The following is a 24,297-nucleotide window of genomic DNA, read 5'->3' as shown; positions in this document are numbered from 1 at the left end:
CGGAGTGGTCAGTGAGACCGTGGTGTGAGTTCGGCGGCAGCGAGCACGTCGGCGATGTCGTCGACGGCCCAGGGGTTCTGCAGCGAGGTGGTGTCGCCGAGCGGGTGCGGTTCGCGTCCGGCACGGCGATCCTGCTCGGCCTCCCACAACTGTGCCAGCAGTCGGCGCATGATCTTGCCCGAACGTGTCTTGGGGAGGTCGGGAACGATCACGACGTGCTTCGGCTTGGCGACGGGGCCGATGGCGAGTGCGACCTGGGCGCGGAGATCCGCGGGCGTCACCTCGGCTCGACCCGACGGCGTCACGAAGGCGACGACGGCCTGACCGGTGACCGGATCGGCCACGCCGGCGGAGCCTGCCTCGCCGACGGTGTCGTGAGCGACGAGGGCGGATTCGATCTCGATGGTCGAGAGCCGGTGTCCGGAGACGTTGACCACGTCGTCGAGGCGCCCGAGGATCCAGATGTACCCGTCGACGTCGCGGGTGGCTCCGTCGCCTGCGACGTAGTAGCCGCCGGCCTCGCCATGTCCGGCGTATGCCGACCAGTAGGCGTCGCGGTACCGCTGCGGGTCTCCCCAGACGGTGCGCGCCATGCCCGGCCAGGGTCGCCGCACGACCAGCGTGCCCGATCGCCCGGGAGCGACCTCCCGCCCCTGTTCGTCGACGACGGCGACATCGATGCCGGGCAGCGAGACGGTGGCCGACCCGGGCTTGAGGCTCGTGACGCCGGGCAGCGGCGCGATCATCGCCGCTCCTGTCTCGGACTGCCACCATGTGTCGACGATCGGCAGCTCGTCGCGACCGAAGTTCCGGCGGAACCACACCCACGCCTCGGGGTTGATGGCCTCGCCGACGGTCCCGAGCAGGCGGAGCGTGGAGAGATCGTGTCCGGTCGGCAGGTCGGCGCCGAACCAGGTCATGAACGTGCGGATCAGCGTCGGCGCGGTGTAGTACACCGTGACGCCGTAGCGCTCGATGATCTCGAGGTGGCGCTCACGGTGCGGGGCGTCGGGCGTTCCCTCGTAGATGACCTGGGTGAGCCCGTTCGAGAGCGGACCGTAGATCTCGTACGTGTGTGCGGTCACCCAGGCGAGGTCGGCCGTGCACCAGTGCACGTCGTCGGGCTTCGCGTCGAAGTGCGCCCAGTGCGCCCAGCTCGCGTGCGTCAGGTACCCGCCGGAGGTGTGGACGAGTCCCTTGGGCTTCCCGGTCGTGCCGGAGGTGTAGATGATGAAGAGCGGATGCTCCGCGTCGAACGGCTGGGCCTCGTGCACGGTGGCGGCCGTGTCGACGACATCGTGCCACCAGACGTCGCGGTCCTCGGTCCACGGCACGTCCTGGCCGGTGCGGCGCAGCACGAGGACGTGCTCGAGCTCCGGCAGGTCGGCGGCGGCGATGTCGGCGGTGGACTTGACCTCGGTGGCCGTGCCCCTGCGGAACTGTCCGTCGCTCGTGACGAGCAGCTTCGCGCCCGTGTCCTCCAGGCGGAACCGCACAGCCTCGGCCGAGAATCCGCCGAACACGAGCGAGTGCACGGCGCCGATCCGGGCGCAGGCGAGCGTGATCACCACGGTCTCGACGAGCACGGGAAGGTAGATCACCACGCGATCACCGGGACGGATGCCGAGAGCGACGAGCGCATTCGCCGCCTGGGACACCCGACGCTGCAGATCCGCGTAGGTGACCGACACACGATCCCCTGGCTCGCCCTCGAAGTGCAGGGCGACCTTGTCACCGCGGCCGGCGGCCACGTGCCGGTCGACGCAGTTGTACGCCACGTTGAGCGTGCCGCCGAGGAACCATCGCGCCACGGGGATCGCGCCGTCGGTGGGCGGCTCCCACTCGTGCGCCGTGTACCAGGGCTCGAACCAGTCGAGGCGGCGCGCGGCATCCTCCCAGAAGGCGGTCGGATCGGATGCCGCGCGCTCGTACGCCTCGGCGCCGATGTTCGCCTGATCGGCGAAGCCGGCCGGCGGCGCGAAGACGCGCGACTCCTGGAGTCGGGCCTCGGTCACAGTCACGTCCATCTTCTGAGCAGGTACTTCTCCAGCAGCGCGAGGATGCCGTTGGTGATGGTGCCGAGCAGAGCCAGCAGCACGATGGAGAGCAGGATGCGGTCGACGCGGCCGGTGCTCTGGGAGTCGGTCAGCAGGAAGCCCAGACCCATCGACGACGCGATGAGCTCCGCCGCGACGAGGAACAGCCACGCCTGGGCGAGAGCGAGACGCAGCCCGGAGACGACCGAGGGCACCACGGCGGGCAGCTGCACGGTGCGGAACAACGACCAGCCGTGCAGGCTGAACGAGCGTCCTGCTTCGACGAGGTGCGGGTCGACGTGGCGCAGCGCCGACGCGACCGTCGTGTACACCGGGAAGAACGCGCCGATCGCGATGAGCGTGACCTTCGACTCCTCACCGATCTGCATCCACAGGATCAGCAGCGGCACCCAGGCGAGGGAGGGCACGGCACGCACGGCGGCGAGCGTCGGGCTGAGGAGCACGTCGCCGACCCGGGACAGCCCCACCAGGCCCGCGACGGCGAGGCCGATCACGGATCCGATCGCGAAACCGAGCACGACGCGCTGCACCGAGATCGCGATGTGGGTCCAGAGCTGACCGGTCTCCGCGAGCTCGACCCCGGCGAGGAAGACGGATGCCGGTGCGGGAAGGCGGTACGGCTCGATGAGGCCCGCCGACGTGACGGCCTGCCAGGCGATCAGGATGACGGCGGGCAGGATGAGCCCCGCGAGAATCCGCACGACCGGTCGATCCCATGCGCGACGCGCACCGGCATCCGGGCGCCGCCGCACCCCCTTCGCGAGATCGAGAGCCTCTCTCGAATCCGCCGGGACGTTGACCTGCTGGTCGGGCACGGTCACTCGCCGCCGACCGCCTTCTCGGCGAAGGTCGCGTTCACGATGGACGAGAGCGCCTTGTCGACGGAGTCCTTGCCGCCCTGGACGTCGCCGGACTCGACGAGCACCGGGGCGATCTTCTCGAGCACCGCGATCTGGTCGTCACCGGGGATGCCGCTCACGTCGAGGTTCGAGCGCTCCTCGATGACGGTCGTCGCGACGGCGATGTCGATGCCGGCGACCTCGGCGAGCAGCGCCGCGGTCTCTTCCGGGTTCTCGAGAGCCCACTCGCGTGCCTTCTCGTAGGCGTCGACGACGGCCTGCGCCAGGTCGGGGTGGTTCGTGATGAAGTCCTCGGTGGCGTTGAGGAAGCCGTAGGTGTTGAAGTCGACGTTGCGGTAGATGAGCTTGTCGCCCGACTCCGACTCGGCTGCGGCCATGATCGGGTCGAGTCCCGCCCACGCGGCGACGGATCCGCCGTCGAGCGCGGCGCGGCCGTCGGCGTGCTGCAGGTTCTGCACCTCGACGTCGGAGAGGGAGAGACCGCCCTCCTCGAGCGCCTGGAGCAGGAAGAAGTACGGGTCGGTGCCCTTCGTCGCGGCGACCGACTTGCCCTTGAGGTCTTCGACGGAGGTGATGTCGCTGTCGGGTCCGACGACGATGGCCGACCACTCGGGCTGCGAGAAGATGTCGATCACCTGGATCGGCGAGCCGTTGGCGCGGGCGAGCAGCGCCGCGGAGCCGGCGGTGGAACCGACATCGACCGAGCCGGAGCGCAGCAGCTCGTTCGCCTTGTTGGAGCCGGCGGACTGGATCCACTCGACAGCGACGTCGTCGCCGAGGATCTCCTCAAGGATGCCCTGGTCCTTGATGACGAGGCTGAGCGGGTTGTAGGTGGCGAAGTCGATGGACAGCGTGTCCGCCGACCACTCGCCTGCTTCCGCGGTGCTCTCGCTCTCGGGAGCATCGGCCGTGGCGTTCTCACCGGCGACGCAGCCGGTCGCGACGAGCATCATCGTCCCGGCGATCGCGATCGCGGGGATGATTCGGCGGGTGATGGTGCTCATCGGGTCTCCTCGGTGATGCGGTGATGGGTGTCGACGCCGAGTCCTTCGAGGAGCTCGGCGCGCAGGTCGGCGAGGCCGCGATCCGCGCGGTCTCGGGGGCGGATGCCGGGCACGGCGACCGTTCGGGCGATCGACGGCTCGGCATCGCCGGTGTCTCCGGTCAGCGTGCGCAGCAGGAGCACGCGATCGGCGAGGTAGAGGGCCTCTTCGACGTCATGCGTGACGAGGAGGATGGTGGTGGGCTCCGCCGCGTGGATCTTCAGCAGGAGGTCGTGCATGCGCAGACGGGTGAGCGCGTCGAGAGCACCGAACGGCTCGTCGAGGAGGAGCACACCGGGGTTGCGCGCCAGGGCCCTGGCGAGGGAGGCGCGCTGCGCCATGCCGCCGGAGACCTCGCGCGGACGCTGATCGGCCGCGTGCTCGAGCCCGACGAGGTGCAGCAGCTCACGCACACGCTCGCGCCCTGGGCGGCGAGCGGTGCCGCGGGGAAGACCGAGTTCGACGTTCTGCGCGAGCGTGCGCCACGGCAGCAGGCGCGGCTCCTGGAAGGCGATCGCGGTGCGCTCGTCGACGTCGGCGACGCCGGTGCCGTCGAGGCGGATGCTCCCGCGCGTGGGGGTGTCCAGTCCGCCGACCAGACGGAGGAGCGTCGACTTGCCGCATCCGGACGGGCCGACGACGGCGACGATCTCACCCGGGGCGACATCGAGGTCGACCCCGCGGAGGACCTCGCGCCGTCCCTGCGGAAGCGGGAACGCGCGCTCGATGCCCTCGAGCCGCACGCCCTGTGCCAGCCCCGCCGATCGCGGGGCGTCGGCAGCGCGCGACGCAGACAGGAGGGCAGTCATGATCCCCATGCTGGCCGAGCCCGGCGATTGTTACGAATGCCGTCGTAATGTTCCGTCACGCAGGGAATCCCGGGCCCCGGGCATGCGAAACGGGCCGCCACGCCCTCCCGAAGGAGAGGTGACGGCCCGTCTCAGAGCGTGATGCTTACGCGTTGCCGCCCGACAGCTTCTCGCGGAGAGCCGCGAGTGCCTCGTCGTCGGCGAGGGTGCCTGCACCGGTCGCCTCGCTGGAGAAGACCTGGCCGCCGAAGTCGGCGCCGGCCTCTGCCTCGGCCTCGGCCGCCTTGGTGACCTGAGCCTTGTGAGCCTCCCAGCGAGCCTGAGCCGCTGCGTACTCCTGCTCCCATGCCTCGCGCTGCGTGTCGAAGCCTTCCTTCCACGCACCGGTCTCGGCGTCGAAGCCCTCCGGGTACTTGTACTCGCCGTTCTCGTCGTACTCGGCGAGCATGCCGTACAGGGCCGGGTCGAACTCGGTGCCGTTGGGGTCGACCGACTCGTTGGCCTGCTTCAGCGACAGCGAGATGCGGCGGCGCTCGAGGTCGATGTCGATGACCTTGACGAAGACCTCTTCGCCGACCGACACGACCTGCTCGGCCAGCTCGACGTGCTTGCTGGAGAGCTCGGAGATGTGGACGAGGCCCTCGATGCCGTCTGCGACGCGCACGAACGCACCGAACGGAACGAGCTTGGTGACCTTACCCGGCGTGACCTGACCGATCGCGTGGGTGCGGGCGAAGACCTGCCACGGGTCCTCCTGCGTCGCCTTCAGCGACAGGGAGACGCGCTCGCGGTCGAGGTCGACCTCGAGGATCTCGACGGTGACCTCCTGGCCCACCTCGACGACCTCGGAGGCGTGCTCGATGTGCTTCCAGGACAGCTCGGAGACGTGCACGAGGCCGTCCACGCCACCCAGGTCGACGAACGCACCGAAGTTGACGATCGACGAGACGACACCCTTGCGGACCTGACCCTTGTGCAGGTTGTTCAGGAACGTGGTGCGCGACTCCGACTGCGTCTGCTCGAGCAGCGCACGGCGGCTGAGGACGACGTTGTTGCGGTTCTTGTCGAGCTCGAGGATCTTGGCCTCGATCTCCTGGCCGAGGTACGGCGTGAGGTCGCGGACGCGGCGCAGCTCGATGAGCGAAGCCGGCAGGAAGCCGCGGAGGCCGATGTCGACGATGAGCCCACCCTTGACGACCTCGATGACCGTACCGGTGACGACGCCGTCGTTCTCCTTGATCTTCTCGACGTCTCCCCAGGCACGCTCGTACTGAGCGCGCTTCTTGGAGAGGATCAGGCGGCCTTCCTTGTCCTCCTTCTGGAGAACGAGTGCCTCGACCTCGTCGCCGACCTTGACGACCTCGTTGGGGTCGACGTCGTGCTTGATGGAGAGCTCGCGCGAGGGGATGACGCCCTCGGTCTTGTATCCGACGTCGAGCAGAACCTCATCGCGGTCGATCTTGACGATCGTGCCTTCGATGATGTCGCCGTCGTTGAAGAACTTCAGGGTCTTCTCGACCGCGGCCAGGAAGTCCTCAGCAGATCCGATGTCGTTGATGGCGACCTGCTTGGTGGCCGGGGCGGTCGTTGCGGTAGTCATGTAGTGGGTTGTCCTTGTTGGATGGAGACTCAGGCTGAGAGGCAAAGGCCGCGCACGGCCGACTGCATGCTTCCCAGCGGTTGGATTTTGGTGTGCATGACACGAGGGCATGCGTAGGCACGCCACGAGTGACATCTCAGGTTATCAGAAGTCCGGATGCCGGTGGGATTCGGTTTCGCCCCCGTGGCCTGTGGAAAACTCGAGCGGCGTTCTGCCCCCTCGGGCTACCGTGTGCGGGTGAATCACCACCGCCATGTTCTCACCCCGGTCATCGCGCTCGCACTGCTGTCGACGCTGGTCGTGGGTTGCTCCCCCTCGCCTACGCCCAGGCCGACCCCGACCGCCGCGTTCGCGACGGAGGAGGAGGCCTTCGCCGCGGCGGAGGAGACGTATCGGGCCTACATAGACGCCCTCAACCAAGTTGACTTCGCGGAACCAACGACCTTTGAACCCGTTTACGCGCTTTTACAATCGTCAGCCGCGTCTTCAACACGGAAGACTTTCAGCCAGTTCCATGCCGAGAGCCTTCGCGTGACCGGCACAACGGCCTACAACTCGTTCGAAGGAAACACAGCAGATCTAGCGCGAGGAGAGATAAGAGCTCGCGTCTGTCTGGATGTAACCGCGGTAGACGTTCTCGACCCGGAGGGTAGATCCGTTGTTTCCCCCGAACGCGAGTCGCTTCAGCCGATGGCGATCATCTTCCGGACCGACGAAGCGGCCGAGTTGCGCATCAGCTCGCTCAGCGGCAGCGAGGAGTTCGAGTGCTGACAGCAGTAGCAGTCACACTCATTCTCATGTCCACGATTCCTGTGACCGCGGAAATCGCACAAGCCGGGGAATGCAATGCCGCCGTATCTTGGGTTGGTGGGTGCGCCGCCAACAGCGGAACCTCGGTCACGATCGAAGGAACCCGCGAGACCCCGGGATCCGACGGCGGCGACTCCCCGTGCGGTGACGACGCCGAGGGAGGACCCTGGTACCCACCCAAGGAGTTCAACCTCGACTCGTGCATCACCGATTGGGACAGCTACAACCGCTGCTTCCGCGCGCGGGAAGATGCGGAAGAGGTCACTGAGGAGCCCGCGATCCCTGCGATCACGCTCACGGATCTCGCACAGTTCGCACCGGAACCCGTCGTGACGGTGGGCGAGCCCGACAACCTCGGCGTCGCCGGAATGCCGACGAACTTCGTGGCCGCGGCATCCGTCCACACGCGGACCGGCGCGCTCTTCGGGCTCCCGCTGACCGTGCGCTTCACGCCGGTCGGCTTCGACTTCCGGTACGGCGACGGCGACGCCGCCTCCTCAGCCACCGGTGGACAGACCTGGGCGGCGCTGGGTCAGGCGTCGTTCACCCCGACGGCGACCAGCCACACTTACCGCGAGCGTGGCACCTACGAGGCCGGTGTCACGGTCCGCTACACGGCCGAGGTCGATCTGGGTGTCGGATGGTTCCCCGTCGCGGGCCAGCTCACCATAGACGGCCCGACGCAGCAGATCCGCATCTTCGAGGCGCACACCGCCCTCGTCGCCCGCACCTGCGCCGAGCAACCCGCAGCACCCGGGTGCTGAACGTCGATGGTCGTCGTTACTCTGAGTCCATGCCCCGCGCCGACCGCCTCATGCTGCTCGACACCGCCAGCCTCTACTTCCGCGCCTTCTACGGCGTCCCCGACAAGGTGAAGGCACCCGACGGCTCCCCCATCAACGCGGCCCGCGGTCTGCTCGACATCGTCGCGAAGCTCGTCACCCTGTACGAGCCCACGCACGTGATCGCCTGCTGGGACGACGACTGGCGTCCGCAGTGGCGCGTCGACCTGATCCCGAGCTACAAGGCGCACCGCGTCGTCGAGGTCGTGCCGGCCGGACCCGACGTCGAAGAGGTCCCCGATCCGCTCGAGGCGCAGATCCCGCTCATCCGCGAGACACTCGGAGCCATCGGCATCCCCATCATCGGCGTCGCAGAACACGAAGCCGATGACGTCATCGGAACACTCGCCTCGAACTCCGCCATCCCGGTCGACATCGTCACCGGCGACCGCGACCTCTTCCAGCTGGTCGACGACGCGCGCGACGTGCGGGTCATCTATACGGCGAAGGGCATGAGCAATCTCGAGATCGTCACCGACGCGACCGTCGTGGCGAAGTACGGCGTGCTGCCCTCGCAGTACGCGGACTTCGCCACGATGCGCGGCGATGCCTCCGACGGACTGCCCGGCGTCGCCGGCGTCGGCGACAAGACCGCCGCCACCCTGCTGCAGAATCATGCCGACCTCGAAGGCATCCGAGCCGCCGCCGAAGCCGGCGAAGGGATGAGCGCCGGCGTGCGGGCGAAGATCCTCGCCTCGACCGCCTACCTCGACGTCGCGCCGACCGTCGTCGCCGTCGCCAGATCACTGCCCATCAACGATCCGAGCATCCCGCTGCACGCGCTGGATCCCGCCGAGGCCGACGCTGCGACAGCCCTCGCCGACAAGTGGAACCTCGGCGGGTCGATGACTCGCGCCGTGGCAGCCGTCTCGAACGCGGCCCTCGCGGCCGGCTGATCACCGGCTCGCGTCACTCGGCCCAGGACAGCAGTCTCTCGAGGCCCCACGTCGTGACGATGCGCGACGCGGGGACCCCTGCGCGCTCGGCCCTCTCGGCACCGTGATCGAGAAGCGACAGCTGCCCCGGCGCGTGGGCATCGGAGTCGATCGAGAACAGGCATCCGGCCTCGAGCGCGATCGCGATCAGCTCGTCCGGCGGATCCTGCCGTTCGGGCCGGGAGTTGATCTCCACCGCGACACCGTTCTCCGCGCAGGCGGCGAACACCGCGGCGGCGTCGAACTCCGACTGCGGACGCGTCCCCCGGTCGCCCTGCACCAGGCGTCCCGTGCAGTGCCCGAGCACGTTGACCCTCGGGTGCGACACCGCCGCGATCATCCGCGCTGTCATCGGCCGCCGATCCATGCGCAGTTTGGAATGCACCGAGGCCACGACGATGTCGAGCTCCGCGAGAAGCGAGTCCTCCTGGTCCAGCCCACCGTCCTCGAGGATGTCGACCTCGATCCCGGCGAGCAGCGTGAAGCCGTCTCCGGACTCCGCTCTCACCAACGGCATCTGCTCACGAAGTCGCTCGGCAGACAGCCCACGCGCCACGCGCAACCGCGGCGAATGATCGGTGATCGCCTGATACTCGTGCCCCTGCGCCCGCGCGGCCGCCGCCATCACCGGGATCGAGGTCGTGCCGTCGGACCAGTCGGTGTGGGCGTGCAGATCTCCTCGCAGCTTCGCGCGCAGCTCGGAGACGATCTCCGGCTCGACATCGCCGCGCAGCTCCACGAGATAGTCCGGCACCTGGCCCGACTGCGCCTGTCGGATGACAGCGAAGGTGGATTCGCCGATACCGCGAGCTGCTCGGAGCCGGGTCGGATCCGCCTGGACGTCGTCCGGCAGGTCCTGCAGGGTCTGCGCCGCCTGGCGGAACGCCTTGGCCCGATACCGCGACGCCCGCTCGCGCTCCAGCAGAGAGGCGATCTCGAGCAGTGCGTCGACGGGATCCATGTCAGCCCTCGGCGGCGGCCAGTTCGCGGCTCACGCCGATCCACTGATCGAGCTTCGCCAGGGCGCGGCCATCGTCCACGGCCGCGGTCGCCCGCTCGTACCCTTCGCGGAGCCGCTCGAGGATCGGCCGCTGCACCTGCGTCGCGTCCTGCGAGAGCTCGAACGCCACGATGCCGGCCGCCGCGTTGAGCAGGACGATGTCCCGCACCGCCCCGGTCTCGCCCGCGAGCGTGCGGCGGAGCACCTCGGCATTGTGCTGCGGCGACCCGCCGATCAGATCTGCGAGATCGGCCAGCGGGATGCCGAGATCACGGGGATCGAGGTCGTGCTCGTGGATATCTCCGCGCGTGACCTCCCAGATCCGGCTGTGCCCGGTGGTGGTGAGCTCGTCGAGCCCGTCGTCGCCCCGGAACACGAGCGCGGTCGCGCCACGGGTACGGAAGACGCCGGTGATCAGGGGGACGCGTTCGATCTGCGCGACGCCGACCGCGTTCGCCTCGGCGCGCGCGGGGTTGCAGAGCGGGCCGAGCATGTTGAACACGGTCGGCACGCCGAGTTCGGCGCGCACCGGACCCGCGTGCTTGAAGCCGGGGTGGAACGCTCCCGCCCACGCGAACGTGATGCCGGTGCGGTCGAGGATGGATGCCACGGCCGCGGGGTCGAGCGAGAGCTCCAGCCCGAGCGCCCCGAGGACGTCGGAGGAACCGGATGCCGAGCTCGCGGCCCGGTTGCCGTGCTTGACGACGGGGACTCCCGTGGCGCCGATGACGATCGCTGCCGTCGTCGACACGTTCACGGTGCCGACGCGGTCGCCGCCCGTGCCGACGATGTCGAGCACGTTCGGTGAGACGGGGAGCGGAACCGCGGCCTCGAGGATCGCATCGCGGAAGCCGACGATCTCATCGATCGTCTCGCCCTTCGCGCGCAGCGCGATGAGGAACCCGGCGAGCTGAGCCTCCGTCACACTCCCCTGCATGATCTGCCGCATCGCCCACGTGGACTCCCAGACCGTGAGGTCGCGGCGCTCCAGCAGAGAGGTGAGCACATCGGACCAGGTCAGGGAATCAGCCATGTGTGCGATCCTATCGGCGCCGAGAAAACGTGCAGACGGTTCAGGGCGCGCACCCATCGCGTGGGCATCCGCCGTTTCCCGCGTATTCACCGGGTATTCGCAGTGTTTTCTTAGGGTCCCCTAAGTCCCTGGAGGGCAAAACGAGGCCCTCCGGTGCGAGAATCACCCCCGAGGATCGGCCATAATGGAAGGGTGACGACCTCAGCGACGTATGCCCCGGCGGCGAGAACGATCAAGCGGCCCAACCCGGTAGCTGTCGGCACCATTGTGTGGCTCGGCAGCGAGGTGATGTTCTTCGCGGGACTCTTCGCGATCTACTTCACTCTCCGCAGCACCTCCCCCGAGCTCTGGGCCGAGCGCAGCGACCTGCTGAACGTCCCCTTCGCCGCAGTGAACACCGCGATCCTCGTGCTCTCCTCGTTCACCTGCCAGATGGGTGTGTTCGCGGCCGAGGACCTGCAGCCCTACAAGCTCGACAAGGGACAGAAGAACGGCGCCGGTCGTCGTCGACTGTTCGGCTGGGGCATGGTCGAGTGGTTCTTCCTCACCTTCGCTCTCGGCGCGATTTTCGTCTCGGGCCAGGTGTGGGAGTACGCGCAGCTCGTCGCTGAAGGCATGCCGATCAACGCCGACTCGTACGCTTCCGCGTTCTACCTGACGACCGGCTTCCACGCCCTGCACGTCACCGGCGGACTCGTCGCGTTCCTGCTCGTGATCGGCCGTGCGTACGCCGTCAAGAACTTCCGGCACAAGGAGGCGACCTCCTCGATCGTGGTGTCCTACTACTGGCACTTCGTCGACGTCGTCTGGATCGTGCTGTTCCTCGTTATCTACTTCCTGAAATAAGAGCGGAGCTGATCCCCGAGATGGCACGAGAGAAGAAGCGCCGTTCTGGCGGTCGTCGCAGCCCTTTGGCGGCGGCCGCGCTCATCGGAGCAGGCCTCATGATCACCGGCGCCGTGTACGCCGGCGCGTCAGCCGCGTTCGCGGCGACCGATACGCCGACAGCGGCGACGCAGCTGACCGTCGAGGACGGCGAGAAGCTGTTCACGGCGAACTGCGCCACCTGCCACGGACTCGACCTCCAGGGCACCGCGAACGGACCGAGCCTCTACGGCGTCGGCGAGCTCGCGGCAGAGTTCCAGCTCTCCACCGGCCGCATGCCGCTGCAGATGCAGGGACCGCAGGCGCCGCAGAAGGAGCCGCAGTTCACCGAGGACCAGATCCTCGCGATGGCGTCGTACATCCAGTCGGTCGCCCCCGGCCCCACCTACCCCAGCGAGCACACGCTCGACGGCAAGGGCGACGTCGCCAACGGCGCCGAGCTCTTCCGCGTGAACTGCGCGATGTGCCACAACGTCTCGGCTGCCGGCGGTGCCCTCACCGAGGGCAAGTACGCTCCGGCGCTGACCGAGACCAGCGCGCTGCACATGTACGCCGCGATGGTCACCGGACCGCAGAACATGCCGGTCTTCGGCGACATGAACCTGTCCGACGAGGACAAGCGCGACATCATCTCGGCGCTGCTCTTCCAGCAGCAGGCCGTGCCGGTCGGCGGCTTCTCGCTCGGCAACCTCGGACCGGTCTCCGAGGGTCTCTTCGTGTGGATCTTCGGTATCGGCGCGCTCGTCGCCGTAACCGTGTGGATCACGGCGAAGTCCAACTGACGCTTATTCATCGAAGAGGAACGTACGAGGAGCACCATGGCACACGACGACGACTCGCAGGCTCTTGACAGGGCCTACCAGCCCTCTCCGGGGCTGGGTGTCGCAGTCAGCGATCCCGTGCAGAACCCGGGACTGCCGCCGCACCGCGAGCGGATGACCGACAAGGACCCGCGCGCCGAGAAGAACGCGGCCCGCACGGTCTACACCCTGTTCTACCTCTCGCTCGCAGGCAGCATCTGGGCGGTCGCCGCCTACATGCTGTTCCCGATCGAGAGCGGCGCGCTCATCGACATCCGGCAGAACAACCTCTTCATCGGACTCGGCATCGCTCTCGCGCTGCTGGCCCTCGGCATCGGTGCGATCCACTGGTCCAAGGCGCTCATGTCCGACAAGGAGCACATCGAGTACCGCCACCCCACGCGGGGCAAGGACTCGACGCGCGAAGCGGCCATCAAGGCGTTCTCCGATGCGAACGAGGAGTCCGGTTTCGGCCGCCGCTCCATGATCCGCAACTCGCTGTTCGCCGCGGTCGTCGCCTCGATCATCCCCGGCGTCACGCTCTTCCGCGGACTGGCTCCGCACTCCACGCCGGACGACCCCACCGCGGGCGACCCGGTGGCGCTGCTCAAGCACACGATGTGGGAAGAGGGCTCGCGCCTCGTCCGTGACCCCGACGGCACGCCGATCCGGGCCGCCGACGTGACCCTCGGCTCCGCGTTCCACGTGATCCCCGAGGAGCTCGCGGAGCTCAGCCACCACGACGGCTACCTCGAGGAGAAGGCCAAGGCTATCGTCCTGATGATGCGCCTCCGCCCCGAGCAGCTCATCGAGGCCGAGGACCGCAAGGACTGGTCCTACGACGGCATCGTCGCCTATTCCAAGGTCTGCACGCACGTCGGATGCCCCGTGGCACTGTACGAGCAGCAGACGCACCACCTGCTGTGCCCGTGCCACCAGTCGCAGTTCGACGTCACGGACCACGCAAAGGTCATCTTCGGCCCGGCGGCCCGCCCGCTGCCGCAGCTGCCCATCACCGTCGATGACGAGGGCTACCTGGTCGCACGCAGCGACTTCACGGAACCCGTCGGCCCGAGCTTCTGGGAGCGCCATTGAGCACCGCAACGCTGTCCAAGGACGACAAGGACACGAAGGCGCCCCTCGGCGGCCGCTTCGTGGGAGCCGCGTCGAACTACATCGATGAGCGCACCAGCCTCTCGGGCTTCGTCAAGGAGCTCGGTCGCAAGATCTTCCCCGACCACTGGTCGTTCATGCTCGGCGAGATCGCGCTGTGGAGCTTCGTGGTCGTGTTCCTCTCCGGAACCTTCCTGACGTTCTTCTTCCAGGCCTCGATGGTCGAGACCCACTACACCGGCGCATACGCCCCGATGCGTGGCATCGAGATGTCTGCGGCCCTCGAGTCGTCGCTGCACATCTCGTTCGACCTGCGCGGTGGCCTCCTGGTCCGCCAGATCCACCACTGGGCTGCGCTCGTGTTCATCGCCGGCATCGGCGTGCACATGCTCCGCATCTTCTTCACGGGTGCGTTCCGCAAGCCGCGCGAGCTCAACTGGGTCATCGGCTTCGTGCTGTTCATCCTGGCGCTGGCCGAGGGCTTCACGGGCTACTCGCTCCCCGACGACCTGCTGTCGGGCAACGGCCTCCGCATCATCGACGGCATGGTCAAGGGCATCCCGCTGATCGGCACCTGGACGTCGTTCATCGTGTTCGGCGGCGAGTTCCCCGGCACCGACATCGTCGGCCGCCTGTACACGCTGCACATCCTGCTGCTGCCGCTGCTCGTGATCGGGCTGATCGTGGTGCACCTGATGCTCATGATCGTGAACAAGCACACGCAGTTCGCCGGCCCCGGTCGCACGAACGAGAACGTCGTCGGCTACCCGATGATGCCGGTCTACATGTCGAAGATGGGCGGATACCTGTTCATCGTGTTCGGCACGATCGTGCTGATCGCGACGTTCTTCCAGATCAACCCGATCTGGGCGTACGGTCCCTACGACCCGTCCCCCGTCTCGGCTGGAACGCAGCCGGACTGGTACATCGGGTTCGCCGACGGCGCCCTCCGACTCGCACCGTCGAACCTCGACCTCGTGCTCTTCGATCGGACCTGGTCGTTCGGCATCCTGCTCCCGGTCGCGGTCCTGGGTCTGTTCATCGTCGTCGTGGCGATCTACCCGTTCCTCGAGGCGTGGCTGACGGGCGACAAGCGCGAGCACCACATCGCTCAGCGTCCCCGCAACGCGGCGACCCGCACCGCCATCGGCGTCGCCGGCGTCATCTTCTACGCCGTGCTGTGGGCTGCGGCCTCGTCCGACCTCATCGCGACGCACTTCATGCTCACGATGGAAGGGGTCATCCACACCCTCCAGGCGCTGCTCTTCGTCGGCCCTGTCCTCGGCTACTTCGTCACCAAGCGCATCTGCATCGCGCTGCAGAAGAAGGACCGTGAGATCGTGCTGCACGGCTACGAGTCCGGACGCATCGTCCGCCTCCCCGGCGGCGAGTTCATCGAGGTGCACCAGCCGGTCGACGAGTACGACCGCTGGAAGCTCATCGACGTCGACGGCTACGAGCCGCTGGTCGTCCGTCCGAACGCCAAGGGCCGCATCCCCTGGACCGAGAACCTCCGTTCGTCGATCTCGCGGTGGTTCTTCGAAGACCGTCTCGCCCCGCTCACGCAGGCAGAGGTCGACGAGGCGGACTCGCACCAGCACCACGTCACGGCTCACAACGAGGAGACCGAGGCAGCCGAGATCCAGGGCGCTCATGAGCGTGCGGGAGCACCGGATGCACCGCTCGTCGCCAGCGAGACGCACGTCGAGGAGACGGCGAACACACCCAGCACCGTGATCGCCACGGAGCCGGTGAAGAAGCCGCGCAAGAAGAAGTCGGAGGAGGGCGAGTAGTCGCCACTCCCCCATCGATGAAGGCCTCGTCCGATCCGGACGGGGCCTTCATCGTTCTCGCTGCTGTGAAAGGATCGACGAGTGTCCTCCGTCGTACAGCTGATCCGTGCCGCCTCTCTCGCCGACGCCCCCTATGCGTACGCGGCCACCGCGCCGGCCGGCTCTCGCTTCATCTTCCTCGCCGGCTCCTGCCCTCTGAACGAAGACGGTACGACCGCCGCGCCCGGCGACTACGCCGCGCAGGCTGCGAAGTGCGTGCAGACCCTGACCGAGGCGCTGAAAGCCGCCGGTGCTGGCCTCACGGATGTCATCAGCACACGCGTGCTCGTGGCGTCGTCTGATCAGGCCGATCTCGTCGACGCCTGGGATGTCGTGCATGCCGCATTCGGTGAGCACGATGTTCCGAGCACGCTGCTCGGAGTGACGGTGCTCGGCTACCGCGACCAGCTGGTGGAGATCGAGGCCGTCGCCGCTGTCCGAGGCGAGCAGCCGTGACGACGTCGGTGCGCCACAGTCGGCCGGCGGACGCCGCAACGATCTCGGAGATCGAAGCCGCCGCCGACACCCTCCTCATCCAACGCTTCGACGCGGCCGACTGGCCTCCTCCGGCTACGGACGCAGAGCGGTCGGCCCTTCCCGGCTTCCTCCTCGTCGCGGAGGTCGTGGAGGATGCCGCGCCTCCCGTCGCCGCCGGCTTCGTGCACGTCCTCGAGATCGACGGGCACGCGCACCTGGAGCAGCTCTCCGTGCACCCGGCACACGGACGACGCGGAATCGGCCGGCGACTCGTGCGCGCAGCGCTGGACGAAGCTCGGGAGCGCGGCCACGAGCGCGTGACCCTGCGCACCTATGCCGACGTCCCGTGGAACGCTCCGTTCTACGCCTCCTGCGGCTTCGTGGAGAGCGAGCCCGACTCCGCGTTCCACCGGCGGCTGATCGCCACGGAGGAAGCCCTGCAGCTCTCCGCGCATGGCCGACGCGTGCAGATGACCATCGCGTTCTGATCGCTCCGGAGCGTGGCGCGATTCCGGCGTCAGACGGCGGTAATGCGCTACTGAGTGGCGACGCCGCCCGCCTAGGCTGAGGGCATGATCGATCGCGCCGACTTCTTCGCAGCCAAGCTCTCCTTCGAGACCGACGCCAGTGATGTGCATGCCGCCCTCAAGGCCGGAGACGAGCTCGTCGTGATCGACGTGCGCTCCGACGAGGCCTGGGCGCAGGGGCGCGTCGCGGGCGCAGTGCACATGCACTACGGCGAGATCGCCACGAGAGCTCCGAAGGAGATCCCCGAGGATGCCGAGGTCGTCGTGTACTGCTGGAGCCCGGGCTGCAACGCCGGCGCGAAAGGCGCCCTCGAGTTCGCGAAGCTCGGCTATCGCGTCCGCGAGATGATCGGCGGCTTCGAGTACTGGGTACGCGAGGGCTATCCCGTAGAGGATGCCGACGGCGTGCACCACCGCCCCGTCGACCCGCTCACCGGTGTCGCTCGCATCCGCACCCGCGCCTGACCGTCCACCGCTGGACACACGAAGAAGGCCCCCGGAGCGATCCGGGGGCCTTCTTGGACGTGTGTCAGCGTGCGAAGTGCCCGCGGTAGTACTCGTACACCCAGCCGACGATCGCGACCACGAAGATCGCGAGTCCGATCGGGAGCAGGAAATGTCCGACGGCGAGCCCGACGACGAAGACGCCGGCGGAAGCCGCGAGCACGATCGGCCACCACGACCACGGGCTGAACTCGCCGAGCTCAGGATCGCCGTCGTCGATGTCTGCCGTCAGGATGTCCTCCGGAAGCTCACCGCCCTGGGCGCTGTGCGTACGGTCGAGGTAGAACGCGATCATCGCGCCCATGAAGGCGGCGAAGAACAGCGCGACCGTGCCGACCCACTCGATCCGCTTCGCGAATTCGGGGTCCGGCGTAGCGATGATGTGCCAGCCGGTGTAGACGACGCCGACGAGGGCGAAGAAGGCGGTCAGGATCCACCAGAGAATGACGTTGTCGCGCATGACTTAGTGGGCCTCTCGCTCGCCGGGCGCGGTGGTCGCGAACTCAGCTGCCTCGGGGTGGTTCAGGTCGAAGGCCGGACGCTCGCTGCGGATGCGCGGGATCGACGTGAAGTTGTGACGCGGCGGCGGGCAGGACGTCGCCCACTCGAGCGAAGCGCCGTATCCCCACGGGTCGTTGACCGTGACTTTCGGCGCCTTGCGCGCCGTGATCCAGACGTTCAGGAAGAACGGCAGCATCGAAGCACCAAGGATGATCGCACCGATCGTCGAGACCTGGTTCTGCCAGGTCCATCCGTCGGCCGCCGAGTAGTCCGCGTAGCGACGCACCATGCCGTCGACACCCAGCCAGTGCTGGATGAGGAAGGTCATGTGGAAGCCGATGAACAGCATCCAGAAGTGCACGTAGCCCAGACGCTCGTTCAGCATCCGCCCGGTCCACTTGGGCCACCAGAAGTAGAAGCCGGCGAACATGGCGAACACCACGGTGCCGAAGACGACGTAGTGGAAGTGCGCGACGACGAAGTACGAGTCCGAGAGCGCGAAGTCCAGCGGCGGCGCCGCGAGGATGACACCGGTCAGTCCGCCGAAGACGAACGAGACCAGGAAGCCGAGCGCGAAGACCATCGGCGTCTCGAAGGTCACGGAGCCCCGCCACAGCGTGCCGATCCAGTTGAAGATCTTCACACCTGTCGGTACTGCGATGAGCATCGTCATCAGGGCGAAGAACGGCAGCAGCACGGATCCCGTGACGTACATGTGGTGCGCCCACACGGCGACGGAGAGGGCTGCGATCGCGATCGTCGCGTAGACGAGCGTCTTGTACCCGAAGATCGGCTTGCGGCTGAACACCGGGAAGATCTCCGACACGATGCCGAAGAACGGCAGCGCGATGATGTACACCTCAGGGTGCCCGAAGAACCAGAACAGGTGCTGCCAGAGCAGGACGCCACCGTTGGCCGGGTCGTAGATGTGCGCGCCCAGGATGCGGTCCGCGGCTGCCGCGAAGATCGCCGCAGCGAGCACCGGGAAGGCCATCAGGACGAGGAGGCTCGTGATGAGCGTGTTCCACGAGAAGATCGGCATGCGCCACATCGTCATGCCGGGGGCGCGCATCGTGATGATCGTGGTGATGAAGTTCACGGCACCGAGGATCGTTCCGAAACCGGAGATCCCGAGTCCGACCATCCAGAGGTTTCCACCGGCGCCGGGCGTGAACGACGCTCCGGCGAGCGGCTGATATGCGAACCAGCCGAAGGATGCCGCGCCCTGCGGGGTGAGGAAGCCGGCGACCGCGATCGTGGAGCCGAACAGGAACAGCCAGAACGCGAAGGCGTTCAGACGCGGGAACGCGACGTCGGGGGCACCGAGCTGCAGCGGCAGGATCGCGTTCGCGAAGCCGGCGAACAGCGGGGTCGCGAACATGAGCAGCATGATCGTGCCGTGCATCGTGAAGAGCTGGTTGTACTGCTCCTTCGTCGGGATGATCTGCATTCCCGGAGCGAACAGCTCGGCGCGGATGACGAGGGCCATCACACCGCCGAGGAGGAAGAACAGCACCGACGCGATCAGGTACATGTACCCGATGGTCTTGTGGTCGGTGGAGGTGATCCACTTGACGACGATGTTGCCCTTCTGCTCCACGCGCGAGGAGCTCATCAGAGCGGCCTGGCGGGCGGGCAGAGCGGTGGGTCGAGAGCGAGGGGCCTCATCGGTACGGGGGGCTTCAGTGGTCGACATGGCTTACTCCTCTCCTTCCTCGGAGTCGTTCTTCGGCGTGGTTCCGGGGAGGTTCGAGAGACGGTCGTACTCGTCCGTGATGTCTCCCGTGTTGCCCTTCTCCTTGAGCGACTCGAGGTAGGCGTCGTACTCGTCCTGCTCGACGACCTTCACGTTGAAGAGCATCATCGAGTGGTACTCGCCGCAGAGCTCGGCGCACTTGCCGGCGTACTCGCCGACACGCGTCGGGATGAAGGACCAGGAGTTGTCCGCCCCGATGAACATGTCCTTCTTGTAGAGGAAGTCGATGATCCAGAACGAGTGGATGACGTCGCGCGACCGCAGGTCGATCGTGACCTTCTTGTCGACCGGCAGCACCAGCGTGGGCAGCTGCGCCTGGTCGATGTTGCCCTCGGCGTCGGGCTGGGCCTGGATGCCCATCGTCCAGACGGTGTCGTCGTCGGACTCGGCGTCGTACTGGAAGTCCCACGCCCACTGCTTGGCGATCGCGGTGATCTCGACGTCGGGGTCGTCCCACTTCGCCTCGATCTCCGTCTGATCGCGAGCCGTGAAGAAGAACATTCCCAGCACCAGGATGAGCGGCACGATCGTGTAGAAGATCTCGATCGGCATGTTGTAGCGCATCTGCACCGGCAGGCCGGTCTGGCCCTTGCGGCGGCGGTACGCGATCGCGGCCCAGGCCATCAGGCCCCAGGTGATGATGCCGACGGCGAGCAGGACGATCCAGGAGTTCACCCAGAGGGAGGAGACCCGCTCGGTCTGGTTGGTGGCCGCAGCCTCACCCTCGATGAAGCCGGGGAGGTAGCCGTTCAACTCGGTGGTGGTACATCCCGCCAGGACCACGGCTGCCGCCACTCCCAAGGGGAGAGCGACCCAACGAAGGCGGTGTTTCGAGGGCACGATGCACCTTTCAGATTGCGGACAGGGCACACCCCAAGTCTAGGGCAACCTCACACCTGATTCATGCCAACCACGCAGGTTGGCGGGGGTCGTTCGGATCAGTGGAAGCTGTCGCCGCACGCGCAGCTGCCCGCCGCGTTGGGGTTGTCGATCGTGAATCCCTGCTCGGAGATCGTGTCCTTGAAATCGATGGATGCACCGTCGAGATACGGGACGCTCATGTTGTCCACGATGACCTCGACGCCGTCGAAGTCGACGGTCTCGTCGCCCTCGAGGTAGCGCTCGTCGAAGTAGAGCTGGTAGATCAGACCCGAGCATCCGCCGGGCTGCACGGCGACGCGCAGACGCAGGTCGTCGCGACCCTCCTGCTCGAGGAGGTTCTTGACCTTGACCGCGGCGGCGTCGGTGAGGCTGATGCCGTGCGCGCGGGTGGTGGTCTCAGCGGAAGTCAGTGTGGTGTCGCTCATGTCGCTCCTTGTCACGGGGCCGCAGGGGCACGGCGTTCCCGGTAATTCTACCGCCGGTCGGACCGGAAGGCTCAGAGGTCGCGCGCGTTCATCCGCGCGAGCAGCAGCGCCTCGGTCGCGACGGCGTGCCGGAACGTGTCGAGGTGCAGGGACTCGTTCGGGCTGTGTGCCCGCGAGTGGGGGTCCTCGACCCCCGTGACCAGGATCTGCGCGGTCGGGAACTCCCGCACCAGGTCGGCGATGAACGGGATCGATCCGCCGACCCCGAGGTCGACCGGAGGGACGCCGTAGCCGTCCCGCATCGCGTCGCGCGTGAGGGCGACGGCCCATCCGCTGGTGTCCACCAGGAACCCGTTGCCGAGATCGACGTCAGAGAACTCGAGCTCCGCTCCGAACGGCGCGTGGGCGCGCAGGTGACGCTCGAGCGCCGCGTAGGCCTCCTCCCCCGTCTGCCCGGGGGCGACGCGGGCGCTGATCACGACCGTGACCTCGGGGAGCAGCGTGTTGGACGCCGCCGCGACGCTCGTGGCATCGATGCCGATGATCGTGATCGACGGCTTGTTCCAGATGCGGCTGAGGATCGAGCCGTTACCGATCGGCGTCGTGCCGGGGAGCAGCCCCGCCTCGTCGCGGAGCGTCTCCTCGCTGTAGTCGGGCGTCGGCGCATCGCGCTCGGTCATCCCCTCGACGGCGACGGAGCCGTCGTCGTTCCACAGCGTCGACAGCATCCGGACGGTCGTCATCATCGCGTCGGGCGCTGCGCCGCCGAACATCCCGGAGTGCGATGCGTGGTCGAGCGTGCGCACGCGCACCGTGAAGCGGGCGTTGCCGCGCAGCGAGACAGTGAGTCCCGGGGTGACGGAGTCCCAGTTCCCCGAGTCGGCGACGACGATGGCGTCGGCGCGCAGCGCGTCCTTGTTGTCGGAGAGGAACTGCGCGAAGGAGCGGGAGCCGTACTCCTCCTCCCCCTCGATGAACATCGCGATGCCCAGGTCGAGATCGTCGCCCAGCACCTCGCTGACCGCCCGGATCGACGCGATGTGCGCCATGATCCCCGCCTTGTCGTCCGCGGCGCCGCGTCCGTAGAGACGACCGTCGCGCACCGTCGGCTCGAACGGCGGGGTCTCCCACAGCGCATCGTCTCCCGGAGGCTGCACGTCGTGGTGCGCGTAGAGCAGGATCGTGGGCTTGCCGTTGCGCGCCGCGCGCGTGGCCAGCACGGCGGGCTGTCCGTGCTCGTCGGTGCCGGGGATCGCCGCCCGCAGCACGCGCACCTCGTCGAAGACGCCCGTGTCCTTCGCCAGGGCTGCCACGGCATCCGCACTCCGCTCCAGCTGCGTCTGGTCGAAGGCCGGCCATGCCATCCCGGGGATGCGGACCAGGTGTCCCAGATCCGACAGGGCCGACGGGATGCCCGTCGCGACCGCTTCGAGGACGGCCGCCTCGGATTCGCTGGGCGGTGTCGACGGAGCGGGATGAGCAGAAGAGGTCATGCGAGTAATCTTAAGGTGATCTCTTTTCAGCGAACCGAGGAATCTCGTGGCCACTACCCCTGTCTCCCCTTCGACGAACGACGACGCCTCCGAGACGCCAGCCGTCGGCAAGGGTCGTGCGACGCCGACCCGCGCGGAGCAGGAGGCGGCCCGTCGCCGTCCCCTGGTCGCCAACACCAAGGAGGCCAAGGCCGCCGCCCGCGCCGAGCTCAACGAGCGTCGCGCACGCGCCCAGGCGGGCATGGCCGCGGGTGAGGAGAAGTTCCTCCCGGCGCGCGACAAGGGTCCGCAGCGCCGCTGGGTGCGGGACTACGTGGATGCCGGCTGGCACCCCGCCGAGTTCGTCATGGCGGTCATGGTGCTCGTCATCCTCGCGTCTCTCATCCCCGCCAACCTCGCGATCTCCTTCTACGCCTACATCGTGATGATGGGCTACCTGGTGATCGCGATCGGCGGCATGATCCTGCTCGGCTTCCGGGTGAAGCGCAAGGTCGCGGCGAAGTTCGGCGCCGAGCGGATGGAGCGCGGTCTCGGCTGGTACGCCGCGATGCGCGCCCTGCAGATGCGCTTCATGCGTCTGCCGAAGCCGCAGGTCAAGCGCGGACAGTACCCCGACTGACCAGTCCCCTGTTGAGCTCGCGGCCCCAGAACGGGCCGCGGTAGAGGAACGCCGTGTAGCCCTGCACCAGGGTCGCTCCGGCATCCAGTCGCTCCTGGACATCGGAGGGCGTCTCGACGCCGCCGACGGCGATGACGCAGAAGTCGGCGGGCACGGAGCCGCGCACGACGCGGAGCACCTCGAGCGAGCGCTGCTTGAGAGGTGCCCCCGAGAGACCACCCGCGCCCGCGGCCTCGACGGTCGCGTCATCCGTGAGCAGGCCGTCGCGGCTGATCGTGGTGTTGTGCGCGATGATGCCGGCGAGCCCCTCGTCGACGGCCATCCGCGAGATCGCGGCGATCTCCTCATCGGGGAGGTCGGGCGCGATCTTCACGAGCAGCGGCGTGGAGCCGGATGCCTCGCGCACCGCACGGAGCAGGGGCGCGAGGGTCTCGACGGCCTGCAGACCGCGCAGACCCGGGGTGTTCGGGGACGACACGTTGACGGCCAGGTAGTCGGCGAGCGGGGCCAGCCTCGTGGCGGAGGCGACGTAGTCGGCGGTCGCGTCCTCGACCTCGACGACCCGGCTCTTGCCGATGTTGACGCCGATCACCGTATCGGGCGCGCCGCGGCGGAGCTTCGCGAGACGGCGTGCAACGGCATCCGCCCCCTGGTTGTTGAAGCCCATCCGGTTGATCACGGCGCGATCCGCGATGAGGCGGAAGAGTCGCGGCTTGGGGTTCCCGTCCTGCGGGATCGCCGTCACGGTGCCCACCTCGACGTGCCCGAAGCCGAGCGCTGCGAGACCGCGCACGCCGACGGCGTTCTTGTCGAAGCCCGCCGCGATGCCGAAGGGCGACGGGAAGGTCAGCCCGAGAGCTTCGACGCGGAGCGACGGATCGGGGCGGGTCATCGCGCGGGTCGCCGCGGAGAACGGCGGCGTCCCGAGGACGCGGATCACCGCCATGCCGGCGTGATGGGCGAACTCGGGATCGAAGCGCGAGAGGACAGCGCGGAAGAGCAGCGGATACATCCCTGCCAGATTACCGGTCCGCGCGCTCCTGCTCCGCGTGGTCGGCGCGCAGATCGGTGATCGCGGATTCGAAGTCCTCGAGGGAGTCGAAGGCCTGGTAGACGCTGGCGAAGCGCAGGAAGGCGACCTCGTCGAGCTCGCGCAGCGGTCCGAGGATCGCGAGGCCGATCTCGTTCGTGTCGAGCTGCGACACACCGGTCTGCCGGACCGCCTCCTCCACGCGCTGCGCGAGGACCGCGAGGTCCGCCTCGGTGACGGGGCGGCCCTGGCAGGCCTTGCGCACGCCCGAGATGACCTTCTCGCGGCTGAACGGCTCCATGACGCCGGAGCGCTTGATCACGTTGAGACTCGCGGTTTCGGTGGTCGTGAAACGGCCTCCGCACTCCGGGCACTGACGGCGCCGTCGGATGGAGAGCCCGTCGTCGCTGGTACGCGAATCGATGACGCGCGAATCGGAGTGACGGCAGAAGGGGCAGTGCATC

25 protein-coding genes are annotated in these 24,297 nt (G+C 67.8%); 11 read left to right on the top strand and 14 right to left on the bottom strand.

The window, feature by feature from the left end; genetic code table 11:
* Positions 1–8: 8 nt before the first annotated feature.
* The 5 genes from acs to rpsA form a co-directional block, all read right to left on the bottom strand.
* Positions 9–2,027: an acetate--CoA ligase gene (gene acs, locus MRBLWH11_RS13160; RefSeq protein WP_341945189.1), complete on the bottom strand. Its 2,019-nt coding sequence runs from the start codon at positions 2,025–2,027 to the stop codon at positions 9–11.
* Positions 2,018–2,809, bottom strand: a complete 792-nt coding sequence (locus MRBLWH11_RS13155) for an ABC transporter permease (protein ID WP_341947830.1) — start codon at positions 2,807–2,809, stop codon at positions 2,018–2,020. The genes acs and MRBLWH11_RS13155 overlap by 10 nt, the downstream gene beginning before the upstream one ends.
* Positions 2,810–2,874: 65 nt before the next feature.
* Complete coding sequence (locus MRBLWH11_RS13150; protein WP_116636855.1) at positions 2,875–3,921, bottom strand: aliphatic sulfonate ABC transporter substrate-binding protein; 1,047 nt, start codon at positions 3,919–3,921, stop codon at positions 2,875–2,877.
* On the bottom strand, positions 3,918–4,769 hold the full coding sequence (locus tag MRBLWH11_RS13145) for an ABC transporter ATP-binding protein (RefSeq protein ID WP_341945188.1): 852 nt from the start codon (positions 4,767–4,769) through the stop codon (positions 3,918–3,920). The genes MRBLWH11_RS13150 and MRBLWH11_RS13145 overlap by 4 nt, the downstream gene beginning before the upstream one ends.
* Before the next feature lie 145 nt (positions 4,770–4,914).
* Complete coding sequence (gene rpsA, locus MRBLWH11_RS13140) at positions 4,915–6,369, bottom strand: 30S ribosomal protein S1 (RefSeq protein ID WP_116636854.1); 1,455 nt, start codon at positions 6,367–6,369, stop codon at positions 4,915–4,917.
* Between the two features lie 237 nt (positions 6,370–6,606).
* Here rpsA and MRBLWH11_RS13135 point away from each other — a divergent pair, with 237 nt between their 5' ends.
* Genes MRBLWH11_RS13135 through MRBLWH11_RS13125 form a run of 3 tightly spaced genes read left to right on the top strand, consistent with a single transcriptional unit; the run spans position 6,607 to position 8,917 of the window.
* Positions 6,607–7,140 (top strand): hypothetical protein, encoded by a 534-nt coding sequence (locus MRBLWH11_RS13135; RefSeq protein WP_341945187.1) that lies wholly within the window; start codon positions 6,607–6,609, stop codon positions 7,138–7,140.
* Positions 7,141–7,166: 26 nt separating this feature from the next.
* Positions 7,167–7,943, top strand: a complete 777-nt coding sequence (locus tag MRBLWH11_RS13130) for a hypothetical protein (protein ID WP_341945186.1) — start codon at positions 7,167–7,169, stop codon at positions 7,941–7,943.
* A gap of 29 nt (positions 7,944–7,972) precedes the next feature.
* Complete coding sequence (locus MRBLWH11_RS13125; RefSeq protein ID WP_341945185.1) at positions 7,973–8,917, top strand: 5'-3' exonuclease; 945 nt, start codon at positions 7,973–7,975, stop codon at positions 8,915–8,917.
* 13 nt (positions 8,918–8,930) lie between these two features.
* Here MRBLWH11_RS13125 and MRBLWH11_RS13120 read toward each other — a convergent pair whose 3' ends face one another.
* Positions 8,931–9,917: a PHP domain-containing protein gene (locus MRBLWH11_RS13120; protein WP_341945184.1), complete on the bottom strand. Its 987-nt coding sequence runs from the start codon at positions 9,915–9,917 to the stop codon at positions 8,931–8,933.
* A 1-nt stretch (position 9,918) separates the two neighbouring features.
* A complete protein-coding gene (gene trpD / locus MRBLWH11_RS13115; RefSeq protein WP_116636849.1) occupies positions 9,919–10,989 on the bottom strand; it encodes an anthranilate phosphoribosyltransferase in 1,071 nt (356 codons plus the stop codon).
* Between the two features lie 288 nt (positions 10,990–11,277).
* Between trpD and MRBLWH11_RS13110 the strand changes: the two genes are divergently transcribed.
* From MRBLWH11_RS13110 to MRBLWH11_RS13080, 7 genes are all read left to right on the top strand, one after another.
* A complete protein-coding gene (locus MRBLWH11_RS13110; protein ID WP_341947829.1) occupies positions 11,278–11,835 on the top strand; it encodes a heme-copper oxidase subunit III in 558 nt (185 codons plus the stop codon).
* Positions 11,836–11,855: 20 nt separating this feature from the next.
* Positions 11,856–12,656, top strand: a complete 801-nt coding sequence (locus tag MRBLWH11_RS13105) for a c-type cytochrome (RefSeq protein WP_116636847.1) — start codon at positions 11,856–11,858, stop codon at positions 12,654–12,656.
* A gap of 36 nt (positions 12,657–12,692) precedes the next feature.
* Positions 12,693–13,769 (top strand): Rieske (2Fe-2S) protein, encoded by a 1,077-nt coding sequence (locus MRBLWH11_RS13100; RefSeq protein ID WP_116636846.1) that lies wholly within the window; start codon positions 12,693–12,695, stop codon positions 13,767–13,769.
* Complete coding sequence (locus MRBLWH11_RS13095) at positions 13,766–15,580, top strand: cytochrome bc complex cytochrome b subunit (RefSeq protein ID WP_116636845.1); 1,815 nt, start codon at positions 13,766–13,768, stop codon at positions 15,578–15,580. Before MRBLWH11_RS13100 ends, MRBLWH11_RS13095 begins: the two co-directional genes overlap by 4 nt.
* Positions 15,581–15,661: 81 nt before the next feature.
* The gene (locus MRBLWH11_RS13090) at positions 15,662–16,075 is read left to right on the top strand and encodes a Rid family hydrolase (protein WP_341945183.1); all 414 of its coding nucleotides are present in this window, start codon (positions 15,662–15,664) and stop codon (positions 16,073–16,075) included.
* Positions 16,072–16,584 carry a GNAT family N-acetyltransferase gene (locus MRBLWH11_RS13085; protein WP_341945182.1) on the top strand — a complete coding sequence of 171 codons (513 nt, stop codon included), beginning with the start codon at positions 16,072–16,074 and terminating at the stop codon, positions 16,582–16,584. The genes MRBLWH11_RS13090 and MRBLWH11_RS13085 overlap by 4 nt, the downstream gene beginning before the upstream one ends.
* An 84-nt stretch (positions 16,585–16,668) precedes the next feature.
* On the top strand, positions 16,669–17,088 hold the full coding sequence (locus tag MRBLWH11_RS13080; RefSeq protein WP_341945181.1) for a rhodanese-like domain-containing protein: 420 nt from the start codon (positions 16,669–16,671) through the stop codon (positions 17,086–17,088).
* A gap of 64 nt (positions 17,089–17,152) precedes the next feature.
* Here MRBLWH11_RS13080 and MRBLWH11_RS13075 read toward each other — a convergent pair whose 3' ends face one another.
* From MRBLWH11_RS13075 to MRBLWH11_RS13055, 5 genes are all read right to left on the bottom strand, one after another.
* Positions 17,153–17,587 carry a cytochrome c oxidase subunit 4 gene (locus tag MRBLWH11_RS13075; protein WP_341945180.1) on the bottom strand — a complete coding sequence of 145 codons (435 nt, stop codon included), beginning with the start codon at positions 17,585–17,587 and terminating at the stop codon, positions 17,153–17,155.
* Between the two features lie 3 nt (positions 17,588–17,590).
* Positions 17,591–19,324, bottom strand: coding sequence for a cytochrome c oxidase subunit I (gene ctaD / locus MRBLWH11_RS13070; protein WP_207770003.1), 1,734 nt, complete (start codon positions 19,322–19,324; stop codon positions 17,591–17,593).
* Between the two features lie 3 nt (positions 19,325–19,327).
* Entirely contained in the window at positions 19,328–20,224 is an 897-nt protein-coding gene (gene coxB, locus MRBLWH11_RS13065) for a cytochrome c oxidase subunit II (RefSeq protein ID WP_116636839.1), read from the bottom strand.
* Positions 20,225–20,322: 98 nt separating this feature from the next.
* Positions 20,323–20,691, bottom strand: a complete 369-nt coding sequence (erpA, locus tag MRBLWH11_RS13060) for an iron-sulfur cluster insertion protein ErpA (RefSeq protein WP_116636838.1) — start codon at positions 20,689–20,691, stop codon at positions 20,323–20,325.
* A gap of 71 nt (positions 20,692–20,762) precedes the next feature.
* On the bottom strand, positions 20,763–22,184 hold the full coding sequence (locus tag MRBLWH11_RS13055; protein ID WP_341945179.1) for a dipeptidase: 1,422 nt from the start codon (positions 22,182–22,184) through the stop codon (positions 20,763–20,765).
* Between the two features lie 46 nt (positions 22,185–22,230).
* On the opposite strand from MRBLWH11_RS13055, the gene MRBLWH11_RS13050 reads away from it, so the two are divergent.
* Positions 22,231–22,803 carry a DUF3043 domain-containing protein gene (locus MRBLWH11_RS13050; protein ID WP_116636836.1) on the top strand — a complete coding sequence of 191 codons (573 nt, stop codon included), beginning with the start codon at positions 22,231–22,233 and terminating at the stop codon, positions 22,801–22,803.
* On the opposite strand, the gene MRBLWH11_RS13045 is transcribed toward MRBLWH11_RS13050, so the two are convergent.
* Positions 22,778–23,815, bottom strand: a complete 1,038-nt coding sequence (locus MRBLWH11_RS13045; protein WP_341945178.1) for a quinone-dependent dihydroorotate dehydrogenase — start codon at positions 23,813–23,815, stop codon at positions 22,778–22,780. The two genes, MRBLWH11_RS13050 and MRBLWH11_RS13045, sit on opposite strands and share 26 nt — an antisense overlap.
* A 10-nt stretch (positions 23,816–23,825) precedes the next feature.
* On the bottom strand, positions 23,826–24,296 hold the full coding sequence (gene nrdR, locus MRBLWH11_RS13040; protein WP_116636834.1) for a transcriptional regulator NrdR: 471 nt from the start codon (positions 24,294–24,296) through the stop codon (positions 23,826–23,828).
* Position 24,297: the final 1 nt, after the last annotated feature.

The sequence above is a fragment of the Microbacterium sp. LWH11-1.2 genome (genome assembly GCF_038397745.1).
Classification (GTDB): domain Bacteria; phylum Actinomycetota; class Actinomycetes; order Actinomycetales; family Microbacteriaceae; genus Microbacterium.
The sequence above is the reverse complement of the archived record's forward strand: the minus strand, read 5'-3'. Positions and strand labels throughout refer to the sequence as shown.

Excerpts from the sequence above, each read along its gene's own strand:
- acs (WP_341945189.1), bottom strand. The coding sequence starts at position 2,027 with ATGGACGTGACTGTGACCGAGGCCCGACTCCAGGAGTCGCGCGTCTTC.
- MRBLWH11_RS13150 (WP_116636855.1), bottom strand. The coding sequence starts at position 3,921 with ATGAGCACCATCACCCGCCGAATCATCCCCGCGATCGCGATCGCCGGG.
- MRBLWH11_RS13145 (WP_341945188.1), bottom strand. The coding sequence starts at position 4,769 with ATGACTGCCCTCCTGTCTGCGTCGCGCGCTGCCGACGCCCCGCGATCG.
- rpsA (WP_116636854.1), bottom strand. The coding sequence starts at position 6,369 with ATGACTACCGCAACGACCGCCCCGGCCACCAAGCAGGTCGCCATCAAC.
- MRBLWH11_RS13130 (WP_341945186.1), top strand. The coding sequence starts at position 7,167 with ATGTCCACGATTCCTGTGACCGCGGAAATCGCACAAGCCGGGGAATGC.
- MRBLWH11_RS13125 (WP_341945185.1), top strand. The coding sequence starts at position 7,973 with ATGCCCCGCGCCGACCGCCTCATGCTGCTCGACACCGCCAGCCTCTAC.
- MRBLWH11_RS13120 (WP_341945184.1), bottom strand. The coding sequence starts at position 9,917 with ATGGATCCCGTCGACGCACTGCTCGAGATCGCCTCTCTGCTGGAGCGC.
- trpD (WP_116636849.1), bottom strand. The coding sequence starts at position 10,989 with ATGGCTGATTCCCTGACCTGGTCCGATGTGCTCACCTCTCTGCTGGAG.
- MRBLWH11_RS13110 (WP_341947829.1), top strand. The coding sequence starts at position 11,278 with ATGTTCTTCGCGGGACTCTTCGCGATCTACTTCACTCTCCGCAGCACC.
- MRBLWH11_RS13105 (WP_116636847.1), top strand. The coding sequence starts at position 11,856 with ATGGCACGAGAGAAGAAGCGCCGTTCTGGCGGTCGTCGCAGCCCTTTG.
- MRBLWH11_RS13100 (WP_116636846.1), top strand. The coding sequence starts at position 12,693 with ATGGCACACGACGACGACTCGCAGGCTCTTGACAGGGCCTACCAGCCC.
- MRBLWH11_RS13080 (WP_341945181.1), top strand. The coding sequence starts at position 16,669 with ATGATCGATCGCGCCGACTTCTTCGCAGCCAAGCTCTCCTTCGAGACC.
- MRBLWH11_RS13075 (WP_341945180.1), bottom strand. The coding sequence starts at position 17,587 with ATGCGCGACAACGTCATTCTCTGGTGGATCCTGACCGCCTTCTTCGCC.
- ctaD (WP_207770003.1), bottom strand. The coding sequence starts at position 19,324 with ATGTCGACCACTGAAGCCCCCCGTACCGATGAGGCCCCTCGCTCTCGA.
- erpA (WP_116636838.1), bottom strand. The coding sequence starts at position 20,691 with ATGAGCGACACCACACTGACTTCCGCTGAGACCACCACCCGCGCGCAC.
- MRBLWH11_RS13055 (WP_341945179.1), bottom strand. The coding sequence starts at position 22,184 with ATGACCTCTTCTGCTCATCCCGCTCCGTCGACACCGCCCAGCGAATCC.
- MRBLWH11_RS13045 (WP_341945178.1), bottom strand. The coding sequence starts at position 23,815 with ATGTATCCGCTGCTCTTCCGCGCTGTCCTCTCGCGCTTCGATCCCGAG.
- nrdR (WP_116636834.1), bottom strand. The coding sequence starts at position 24,296 with ATGCACTGCCCCTTCTGCCGTCACTCCGATTCGCGCGTCATCGATTCG.